Origin of the sequence: Micromonospora sp. CP22 (assembly GCF_009712475.1) — a bacterium.
Taxonomy (GTDB): domain Bacteria; phylum Actinomycetota; class Actinomycetes; order Mycobacteriales; family Micromonosporaceae; genus Micromonospora.
Window position 1 is genome coordinate 1 of record NZ_VCJO01000037.1, and the last position, 10,812, is coordinate 10,812.

Annotated in this window: 7 protein-coding genes and 1 pseudogene; 6 read left to right on the top strand and 2 right to left on the bottom strand. The window is 64.7% G+C overall.

The features are described from left to right. Positions 1-831 precede the first annotated feature (831 nt). Genes FF096_RS25880 through FF096_RS27410 form a run of 3 tightly spaced genes read left to right on the top strand, consistent with a single transcriptional unit; the run spans position 832 to position 6,345 of the window. Positions 832-2,355, top strand: a complete 1,524-nt coding sequence (locus FF096_RS25880) for an ATP-binding protein (RefSeq protein ID WP_155222170.1) — start codon at positions 832-834, stop codon at positions 2,353-2,355. After that, positions 2,352-3,332: a PD-(D/E)XK motif protein gene (locus FF096_RS25885; RefSeq protein ID WP_155222171.1), complete on the top strand. Its 981-nt coding sequence runs from the start codon at positions 2,352-2,354 to the stop codon at positions 3,330-3,332. Before FF096_RS25880 ends, FF096_RS25885 begins: the two co-directional genes overlap by 4 nt. A 1-nt stretch (position 3,333) precedes the next feature. Next, entirely contained in the window at positions 3,334-6,345 is a 3,012-nt protein-coding gene (locus FF096_RS27410; RefSeq protein ID WP_155222172.1) for a Z1 domain-containing protein, read from the top strand. A 288-nt stretch (positions 6,346-6,633) separates the two neighbouring features. On the opposite strand, the gene FF096_RS25895 is transcribed toward FF096_RS27410, so the two are convergent. Both FF096_RS25895 and FF096_RS25900 read right to left on the bottom strand, forming a co-directional pair. Beyond that, positions 6,634-7,722: a NaeI family type II restriction endonuclease gene (locus FF096_RS25895; protein ID WP_155222173.1), complete on the bottom strand. Its 1,089-nt coding sequence runs from the start codon at positions 7,720-7,722 to the stop codon at positions 6,634-6,636. Between the two features lie 71 nt (positions 7,723-7,793). Further along, positions 7,794-8,900, bottom strand: a complete 1,107-nt coding sequence (locus tag FF096_RS25900) for a DNA cytosine methyltransferase (protein WP_155222175.1) — start codon at positions 8,898-8,900, stop codon at positions 7,794-7,796. Between the two features lie 53 nt (positions 8,901-8,953). Here FF096_RS25900 and FF096_RS25905 point away from each other — a divergent pair, with 53 nt between their 5' ends. The 3 genes and pseudogenes from FF096_RS25905 to FF096_RS25915 all read left to right on the top strand — a co-directional run. After that, a complete protein-coding gene (locus FF096_RS25905; protein WP_196222659.1) occupies positions 8,954-9,388 on the top strand; it encodes a very short patch repair endonuclease in 435 nt (144 codons plus the stop codon). Between the two features lie 467 nt (positions 9,389-9,855). Further along, entirely contained in the window at positions 9,856-10,605 is a 750-nt protein-coding gene (locus FF096_RS25910) for an NgoMIV family type II restriction endonuclease (protein WP_155222174.1), read from the top strand. A gap of 19 nt (positions 10,606-10,624) precedes the next feature. Further along, positions 10,625-10,735 (top strand): annotated as a pseudogene (locus FF096_RS25915) (transposase); the annotation flags it as partial. Positions 10,736-10,812: the final 77 nt, after the last annotated feature.

Consider the following 10,812-nt stretch of genomic DNA (forward strand, 5'->3'; position numbering starts at 1 on the left):
CCCGTGGTCAACCGGCACACCGACAAGCCCGCCGCACCTTCAACCGGACCTGACCAACCTCATCTCAAACACGCACTTAGTACCGCCAATGCTTGGGTGTAACGGCTGCCTCTCAGGGAAAATAGCACCACGATGCCGGTGAAGACGAAGCCGGCGAGGACCCCGGCGAATTGAGAGTTGGTAGAGGCGGAGGTGATGATGCTCCAGCCGTGGCTTGCGCATGCGTCGGCAGGATCCATGGAAACAGGATCGGGAGTTAGGCTCCCCGTCCATAGCTCCTGACCACAACCTGACAGATGTCGACGTAGGTTCCTTAGCTGATCGCCTTTTACGCATCGGCGAGGGCCGGCTGAGGCTGCCCGCAATTTGCGCATATGCCACGGCTCGCGAGCTGCACGCGCCCGGCTCGCCCTCGCGAGCAGCCGCCGCATCGTGTGCCTTGGCTTTCATGGCGCGGCGGCGTTCCGCGTTGGCCGGAACCGCGTCTGTCATCGCCTCGCGTTCGTTGTCGATCATGCGGGCCGTGTCTGCACTGCGGGGGCGGTCTGCGCAGTACTGAACGGCCCGGTCTTCTAGAGACGATGTCTGACTAATGAGGTGCTGGCCAACGCCGACCCGTCGGTAGAGATGCAAAGCGCCGAGTTCCGGAGGAATCGGGCCAGGAGGGGTGAAGCGGCCACCCGGAAGGCGACTACTGTTACGCGATGTATGGGGTCGGACGTGTTCTGTGACTTGCGTAGTCGACGTCGACCGGTCGGACACCGAAAAGCGGAAGATGTTCTAGCCCTGCGCCGGGCCGTTCGCATCAGGATGGTTGTTTAAGATGCATCGGTGACTCCAGATCTCCGCCCGGACGTGCTCGAACGCAAGACCCTCGCTCCGGATCCCGGACTCGTCAAGAGCCTCGGCATGCACCATTCACTCGAGTCCGCCGTCGCCGACCTCGTCGATAACAGTGTCGACGCGAAAGCGACCCGAGTGGTCATTACATTCGAGACGACCGGCGGATCACCGGTCGGACTCACCGTCGCGGATGACGGTCACGGCATGGACGGCGAGCAGATCGACGAGGCGATGCGGCTGGGACGCCAGCGGGTCTACGAGAGTCATGATCAAGGTCATTTCGGGGTCGGCTTGAAGGCGGCCTCGTTCAGCCACGCCGACACGTTGACGGTTTGGACCACCCGTGACGGCGCGCACCTGCACGGTCGGCGGCTGTTTCGAGGCGACGTCCAGCAGGACTACGGCTGTGACGTCCTTGCGCCCGACAGCTTCCGGACCAACCTGGTGGACCATCTTGCTCGGCTCGGCACCGAGACGGGCACCGTCGTGCGCTGGTCCGATACACACTTCCCACGCACAACCGTGTCGGGTGGCGCCGACTGGCTCGACGAATCGAAGACCCGGCTGCGCATGCATCTCGGCCTCGTCTACCACCGTCTGCTCGCCGACCACCGCATCCGAGTGGACCTCGAGGTCTTCGACCGCGATCTGAACGAGCGCGGCGCACCGGAGAGGGTCAGCCCGATCGATCCTCTCGGATTCGCCGCGTCTGCCGTCGCGGACTATCCACGTGATCTCGTCGCCACGACCGGAGACGACGCCGTACGAGTGCGCTGTCATATCATCCCGCCTCGGTCGAGCGGGCCCTCCTACCGGCTCTACGGTCGTGACGGCGCCGAATTCCAGGGCTTTTACATCTATCGCAACGACCGCCTTCTGCAGGTCGGTGGCTGGAACCATGTGACCACGGGTCATCGCAACAGGGCGCTGGCTCGCGCGGTCATCGACGACTTCACGGCGATTGCCGGGCTCGTACGGATGCATCCGGAGAAGAGCGGCATCATCTTCTCTCACAAGTTGCAGCAGGCGATCGTCGATGCCACCACCGGATCGGGGGAGCCTGCGGAGTCGTTCAAGGGCTACCTGGAACGGGCCGAGGCGGTCCTCGTCGAATCGCGCCGCCGCCAGCGGGTCCGCCACCCGATCGCCGAACCCTCGAAGGGTCTGCACGACGCGATCCGTCGAACCATCCGAGCCGAGATACCGATCCGCGAGGACGAGGGCCCTCTCGAGATCCGGTGGCGGCGTATGCCGCGGGAGAAGTTCTTCGAACTCGACCGCGAGGAGCGCACCGTGTACCTCAATCAGCACTATCGGCAGATGCTGACGGGCGGCAAGACCGGCCTGAGCGACGCACCACTGCTGAAGACACTGGTGTTCCTGCTGGTGGAAGGGCTGTTCAAAGGACAGCACTGGGGGCCGAGGGACAAAGACTTCATCGACATGTGGGACGCCGTGCTGAGCGCCGCAGTGCAGGTCGAGGAAACGTATCGCAACGGAGGCAAGGCGTGACGGATGACGCGGGTGGCCGCCACCTCTCTCGCGATGCTCTGGAGAAGTACCTCGCCGGAAATGCGCCGGCCGCTCTAATGCTGCCAGGCGCTCCCTACTGCCGCGTCATCATCGAGCCCGGCCCACGGCGGATCGTGCTCCGCACACCCCGGCAGGTCGATGACACCGTGGACGTGACCGGTTTCGAGTACGTCACCACCCGGACAGTGGCCGCGGAAGGTGCGACCTGGTCGGAACTTGTCGTCGACCACGGTGGCCAGGGCGTGGAAGCCTACCTGCTCATCAGCGACGTGGCCGACCTCATGCAGCTGCGCGGTCTGAGCTTCGGCAAGGCGGTCCGGACGGCCACGGCGACGTTCCAAGACCTCCTCAGCAACGCCCGCGGCCTGCCACCGGAGAAGCAGACCGGACTGTACGGAGAGCTGCTGTTCGTCGAGTCGTGCCTGGACAAGATGTCGCCCGCGCAAGTTCTCGACGCGTGGCACGGCTACACCCGGCACGAACACGACTTCGTGTTCCCCGGAGCCTGCTTCGAGGTCAAGAGCACGCGGAGCGAACGGCGCCGTCATCGGATCTCCGGCCTGGAGCAACTGCAACCCGTCCCCAATACGACGCTCTGGCTTCTCTCGATCCAACTGACCTCGTCGACTCCGGAGGCGGGACGGAGCCTGGCCGAACTCGTCGACGACGTCCGTGATCGTCTAGGCGCGGACGGCGACCGATTCGAGACCATGCTGGCCGAGCTCGGCTGGCGCGAACGCGACCGGTCCCTCTACCGCAATCCGTTGACCCTACGAGCGCCCGCCACCGCATATCCCATCGACGACGGATTCCCCGTCCTCGACCGCAGCGTCGTCGACTCCGGATGCGCGAGACCGGAACTGATCATCGACGTCGACTACACGATCGACCTCACCTCGCTGCAGCCCGGCACGCCGCCGGCTCCGGCGGATCGCTTCGTCGAAGGGAACGATTGAAGTGGCCATCACACCGAGCGACTGGGAATTGGACCTCAAGGAGGCGATCGCGGGCCTCGTCGCACGAGGGCCAGCCAAACTGCTCAAGAGGGTCAACGTCGACCGCGACGACGACGCCGTGACCATGGCCGACCTTCAGGCCTTCCTCGAAGCACACAACCAGCAGAGCAACAGCACCGTCCTGCAACTGGCGTACGCGCTGGCGCAATGGGACTTCGACGATGACGAGAACCGCGGTTGGGACGCGGCGGGAACCCTTCCCCGCACAGCCGAACGGCGACAGCGCGCCTACGAACTCCTGGGTCTATCGCCCGAAGTCGCTGCCCGCCTGGACACGATCGCACCTGTCGCCACCATGCGCACGACGGTGATCAGCACCGACTGGGACCCCTGGTACGACGAGGCCCGCCGTACGGCACGCAACTTCTACTGGGCGCACTACGAGCGGTACCTGATCGAGCAGCGCAAATGGCATGCTGAATCGATCGCCGCCCTCAACAAGGCGACCACCGACGTGGTCCGTCGGCTGGCCGATCCCACCGCAGAGGACACCTACCAGACCAAGGGCCTCGTCGTCGGCTACGTTCAGAGCGGCAAGACCGCCAACTTCACCGGCGTCATCGCCAAGGCCATCGACGCAGGCTACCGACTCGTCATCGTCATGACCGGAACCATCGAGCTGCTGCGCTCGCAGACCCAACGACGACTCGACCGGGAACTCGTCGGCGTCGAGAACCTCACACGGACCCGGGTGGAGGGCGCAGCCGACGAGTTCGACTACGAGTACGACGACGACTGGTTGGCTGGCAAGTTCATCAGCCACGGCAAGGACTTCCAGGCACTCGGTCACCCCGGCATCGAGCGTCTGACCCTGCTTCACGAGGACTACGACCGGCTCAAGCAGGGCCTGACCAGCATGAAGTTCGAGCAGCGCTATCCGTCCAAGCCGTTCTACGACCCCGACAACCTGATGCCGGCCAATGTGCGCCTCGTTGTCGTCAAGAAGATCAAGAGCAGCCTGCAGAAGCTGGCCAAGGACCTCGCACCTCTCAAGGGCAAACTCGCCGAGATTCCGGCCCTCATCATCGACGACGAATCCGACCTGGCCTCGGTCAACACCAAGAACCCGGCCAAGACCAAGGACCGCACAGCTATCAACCGGGCGATCACCGACCTCCTAGGGCTGCTTCCCCGAGGCCAGCTGGTGATGTACACAGCGACGCCCTTCGCCAACTTCTTCGTAGACCCGGACGACGCCAACGACATCTATCCCAAGAACTTCATCATCCCCCTCGACCGGCCGCCGCACTACATGGGTGTGCGGGACTTCCACGACGTGAACTGGAACAGCGAGGACGACAAGAACGACCCGGCCCTGTCCAACGAACGAGCCTTCATCCGGCCCGTCGGGCCGCCACCGGACCCGGACGACCCGGCACAGATGCAGCAGCGCGAACTCGAGATGCTCTCCGCTCTCGACTCCTTCGTTCTGGCCGGAGCGATCAAGGTCTACCGCGAGAACGCAGGCGAGCCGGCCTACCGACACCACACCATGCTGGTCCACGAGGCCACGAACACCCTCAAACACCGTGAGCAGGCCGATCTCGTCCGAAGGTCCTGGACTGCAGGACAATACGGCACACCACAAGCCCTTGCCCGGCTGCGCGAACTGTGGAACTCCGACTTCGCACCCGTCTGCGCTGCGAGAGCCAGCGGCCTGCCCGTACCGGCAGACTTCGAGGATCTCCGCGAACCGATCGGCGAGGCCTGCCGACGAATCAAGGAGGTCGGTGACCCGGTCCTCGTGGTCAACAGCGATCAAGAGGTCCAGGCCAATCAGCAGGCACTCGACTTCGATCGCAACGATGTGTGGCGGATCCTGGTCGGGGGCACGAAGCTCAGTCGCGGATTCACCGTCGAGGGACTGACCGTCTCCTTCTACACCCGCAAGGCGCTCCAGGCCGACACTCTCATGCAGGCCGGTCGATGGTTCGGTTTCCGTCAGGGCTACGAGGACCTGGTTCGCCTGTTCATCCGACGGGACCAGACCGGAAGTCCTCGTGACGTCGACCTATACGAGGCCTTCGAGGGACTGCTCCACGACGAGGAGACCGTCCGCGACTGGCTCCGCCAGTACGAGGGATGGACCGACGACGGCAGACCTGTCCTGGAGCCGTGGCAAGTACCGGCCCTCGTCAGTCAGCATCTTCCCTACCTACGTCCGACCGGCCGCAGCAAGATGTTCAACGCTGAGATCGACAGCCGCGGCGATGCCGGTCGCCTCAGAGACTTCTACGGCCTGCCGCGCAGGGGTGACACACGAGCGAAGGAGGCCAACTACAACCTGCTGATGCCGCTTCTCGCGGCCACGGCCGAGACGAGAACGTTCCGTTCGGCGCCGACCCGGCCGGAGCTGCCGGCAGGGACGTTCGAGGCCCGAATCGGTACGATCGACGCCGCATCCTTCGTGGACATCCTAGGCAAGCTGCAGTGGCATCCCGACGAAAAGCTGTTCGGCCCCACCCTGACCTTCTACGAAACGCTCATCGAGGACGGACGCCTCGACGATGTCCTGATCGTCTGGCCAAAATTGAGCAGGGCCACGAAACCCCTCCAGCTGCCCGGCATCGGCCCGGCCCAAGTCGTCACGCGTAAGCGACGCACCCCTCCCCGAATCGACTTCGTCGGTAGCGACTCCAAGCACCGCAACGCGTTGGAACGCATCGCCGGTTCCGGCACCGCACTCGATGACACCGAGGCGGACGGACTACGCACCGCCACGGGACGACGCGGATCAGTCTTGCTCTACGTCGCCGCGGACCTGGCAAGCCTGCCGGACGATGCGCGATGCACCGCCGCTGATCTACCGGACGAGCCTGGCCCGGCCGACGTCTCCATCCTGCTGTCCATGGTCGCGCCCGCCACCGCCACCGCCCACGGCCGGTCGGTGATCAGATGGAAACCGAAACGGACCGCGGACTGGGGAAAGCCCGTGGTCGACAAGAGCGCCTGAACGACCACAACGCACCACGCGATCTGCTGAACGAACACCGATGCACCGACAGCGGCCATCGACATCGTCGGTGGCCGCTTGGGCACGAGTGCGACCAAGGGGAACTGCCACCTAGAGAACAGCCGGCCAACCGTCACGGATCTTGTAGGACCGGCCGGCAAACGGGCGAAACATTAGACGCGGGCCAGCTTCGGCCACGCCCAGGTTCTCGCTTGTGCTTCCGGGCAATGTCTTCACGTGTCAGCTGTCGGGCGGCAGCCGAACAGGATCCGACGTAGGAGCGCTGCGTCACTCTTGTCCTTGTTTAGGCAGGGTCGGCGCCTGCACCACGGGATCAGCGTCCCGTGCTCGACGCCAGCGCGCGCCCTCGATCTCGGTGAACGGCTCAGGGTCACCGGGACTCCACGGATGAAGCCGAACGCTGACGAACCGGCCCAACGTGGGTACGGGGAGTTCGAGATCCGCCGCCATCTGCGGGTGAGGGGCGTAGTGGCCGAAGATCACAATGCCTTCCGGCTGGAGCTGCTTACGGGCATCGCGTACCCGCTTCGCGCTGTCGACCTGCTGGGCGGCGGTGAGCACAGTGGCCCTGTTGACCAGTTCGCCGGTCAACTCCCTGAAGAGGTGCGTGACCGCTGTCTGCCCCTTCAGGGCGTACGCGATGAGATCGAGTTTCCTCGGGTCCTTGATGTGCAGCAGAGTGTTCTTGACCAGGTCGGCTCCGGGGAAAATCCATAGGATGCGATCACGTCCGCGATCGTTGAGCCGCCGCTTTCCGTCGCGCTGCTGGCCTCGAGGCCGCAGTACCGCCTCGTTGATGCGGATGAGCCCGGAGGCCCACCGGGCGGTGTACTCGTTGGCCCACATCACGAGGGCGATCTTGTCCCCGCGACTGTACATCTCCTGTGGGATCTCCCACTGGTACAGGTTTCGAGACCACTTGCAGTCGACCTCGACATCGGCGATCCGATAGTCGAGCTCGTCACCGTCGTGGAATCCGAACTCCCGCTGAAGCCAGATCTCGACGAGCGTACCGACGTGTGTCTTCTCCGTCTTGTGGAGCTGGGTGTAGTCCCAACGCCCGGTGCGCTGACCGTCGTAGATCTGGTCGAACGCCTCCCGGATCGCATAGCCCATACGCGCGCCGGAAGGATCGAGGGCGAGGATCTCGGACCGGACGGCCCAGATCTCCGGATCCTCGTCCTCCCTGGGCGGCTGTGCGTCGGTGCCACTGCGGACAGGGCCTCTCTGGGGAGGTGGCCTGTCCTCCGGCGACGGGCGTTCCGGCAGGACCCGGGTCCGATGGGCGCGTAGCGTCACGGGGACTGTGACGTCGGCCGCGTCGTCTCCGAACAACTCACCCTGAAAGATCGACACCCCGGCAGAGTGTCAGAGCAGACGACAGGCGGTCAAACACCGACGTGCGTCACGTCGATGTCGGAGCGGACTCAGCTCAGGCGGCCCTTGAGGTGCTTGGCGATGGCCGCGGCCAGCCCGGAGGGCACAGCGTTACCTATCTGCTTGGCGATCTCGGTCTTGGACCCGCACCACTGGTAGTCCTTCGGGAAGTCCTGCAGGAGCGACGCCTCGTAGTGGGTGATGACGCGGTTGACCCGCCGGTCCGGGCGGTCCGGCTCCCACTGCGGATGAAGGTACTGGCCCTTCTCCGGTTTGAAGAACTCGGTTCGGATGGTCAGCGAAGGCGCATCCCAGCGCATTCGACCCATGACATCGGTCGTGCCCGTCTTCTTCTCTCGCCAGCACCTCGACAGCAGGTGGTCCGGGAGATTGAATCGCCCACCGCCGGGCGGGACGTGGTCGTAACGCTCCAATGACATCGGCGTCGGCTGACGACCGAAGTGGATCTCAGTACCGCGGAACTCGCCGCGGATGCTCCGCTCGAAGTATGTGGCGTGCTTCTCTGGCAGCTCGGTGGTGGTCGGGTACCAGTCCACCCAGCCGATCGCGTCCCGAACAGTCCTCCACGGCTTCCGGTCGGCGGTCGGCACCTTGGCGTGCGTCGGTTCCGGCAGAGGGATCTCGCCGACGCGTGAACCGATGACGATGGTCCGCGGCCGGCGTTGTGGTACGCCGTAGTCGGCCGCCAGGAGAACCCCGTGGGTGAGGTCGTAGTCTTTGAGGATGCCGTGCTCGGCCTCATCGAGTAGCAGCTGGAACTCGTTCGTACGGGAGAACCGTTCCACGTTCTCGATCACGAACACCTGCGGACGCGCGATCGTGACGAAGCGCAGATACTCCTTCCACAGCTTGTTGCGTGGATCGTCTACGGACTTGCTTCCGAGGTTGGAGAAGCCCTGGCATGGAGGTCCGCCGATGATGACGTCCGCAGGCGGGATCTCGTCGTCCTCGAAAGTCTCGATGTCCCTACACTGCGTGTGCTCTTTGCCGAAGTTGGCAGCATAGGTCGAGGCCGCAGCACGATCCCACTCGACCGCAAGAATCGGACGAAAGCCTTCATTATGGAACCCGACGGTCATGCCGCCGCATCCCGCGAAGAGGTCGATCATGCTCGGGCGGTCGCTCACCTGCGACATCATAGTTCGCCCCCCCGGCGCGACAAGGCCGCCCCGCCGGTGAGGTAGAACGCATGTCCGAAGAATCCTGGGCGTCGACTATCGGTGTCCGTAAATCGATGCAGGCCAACACCGGCCGCGACACCAAGCCCGAACTGGCCCTGCGCCGCGCGGTCCATGCCCTGGGCCTGCGCTACTACGTGAACCGCCGCCCCATCAAAACGGTACGGCGCACGGCCGACCTGGTGTTTCCGAAGCTCAAGCTGGCCGTGTTCCTCGACGGCTGCTTCTGGCACGGCTGCCCTGAACACCACACCGTCGCCAGGACCAACGCGGAGTTCTGGGCCCAGAAGGTCGCCACGAATCGCCGCCGCGACGCCGACACCAACGAGCGACTGAAAGCCGACGGTTGGACCGTGGTCCGAATCTGGGAGCACGAGGCGACCGCCGTTGCTGCCGCCCGGGTGGCGGCGGCGGTGACCGCGATACGTAGCGCTCCGAGAACATGATCCCAACTGCTCCTCCATCTCACGCCGAGGATAGGCGAGGGCCGATCGACCCGGTGGCGCCTCTCGAGCGCCAGGAGGATTCACGCTCCCGGTGCCCGCCGGGTCAAGTGGGACCCCGATCTCACCGATAGAGCACCCGAAACCATCGTCGCGGCCACGCTTCTCCGTATGCGTGTGTGCAAGGGGCCGTCCGCCCCGATCAAGGTGAACGGAGCGCAGGCCCGATCGACTCTGACGCTTCGGCCGGGAAAGGCTCCCGTGCGCTGTCCTCGGCCGTCGCGCCCATCACCGCCGACGAGTCGCTACCCGTTACCGGGCTGTCGGACTCGCCAGATTCTTCTCCAGGTCTGACCGCTGCCGGTAACGGCGCGGCACCGTCGGGAGCGGTCCTGTCGGCTCCGCCTGAAAACTGACCCCGTGGTTCCGACGGATGAAGCGACGCTCGAAGCGGTCAGTACCCTGGCACGGTGACAGCTCTCAACTTCGTCGATGAGTTGCTGGGGTGGCGGACACTCGAGCAGAGGACTGTGCAGCGCCTCGGCAGGCCCTACGCGCCGAACTGCGCAGACGCCGACAATTGTGATATAGCCGACTATATCTACGCCAGTCATCGTGTGGGGCGCATCCTAAGGCCTGGTCAGACCATGGGCGCGTCCTTTGAAGCCCTGCTGCTCGATCATCTGTTCGGGGAGATCTCCCGCCTGGACCCGAACCGGAAATGGCTGGCTCGACCTGGCCGAGTCATCTCGGACTTCGCTCAGTACGCTCATCTGGGCGTCTTGGAGGAGCAGATCAAGGCCAACGTCGTCCTGCGGACCGAGTTTGGAAGAGAGTATGCGATCAAGCCGGACATAGCGATCGGCGTAGAGGTCGCGGCCGCGCAGCCTCTGCTTCACGCTGTCGTCTCCGTAAAGTGGAGCATGCGTAGCGATCGAGTTCAGAACGTCCGTCCGGAGGGCGCTCTTCTGCTCCGGCATCGGCGAGGGCGAGCGCCGCACTTCGTGGTGGTAACGGCCGAGCCATTGCCGTCGCGTATCGCTGCAATCGCCATGACGACCGGTGAAGTGGACGCCGTCTACCACGTGATGTTCGACGAGATGGCAGAGGCGGTCCGGCAGGTCGGGACGCGGGAGCAGAAGGAACGATGGTTCGAACTGGTCACGCAGGGAAGAGTGCGCGACTATGCAGCGCTACCAGTAACTCTGACCTCGACCTGACTCGACCCAGACCTGGGGTGTGTCACCTGGCGACAGCCCCGACAGACTCCGCTCCGAAGCCGCCCTGGCCCACCTCTGCGGCGCCGCCCCCATCCCCGCCAGCTCAGGACGCACCGACCGCCACCGCCTTAGAGCGTGTCTCAGGTGGTGAGTTTGAGGTAGCGCTTGTGGCAGGTCAGGGCGGCGGCGAGGGTGACGAATGCGCAG

Bases quoted from the DNA above. Each gene is read 5' to 3' on its own strand.
- FF096_RS25900 (WP_155222175.1), bottom strand. From the start codon at position 8,900: ATGTCGCAGGTGAGCGACCGCCCGAGCATGATCGACCTCTTCGCGGGA.
- FF096_RS25905 (WP_196222659.1), top strand. From the start codon at position 8,954: ATGTCCGAAGAATCCTGGGCGTCGACTATCGGTGTCCGTAAATCGATG.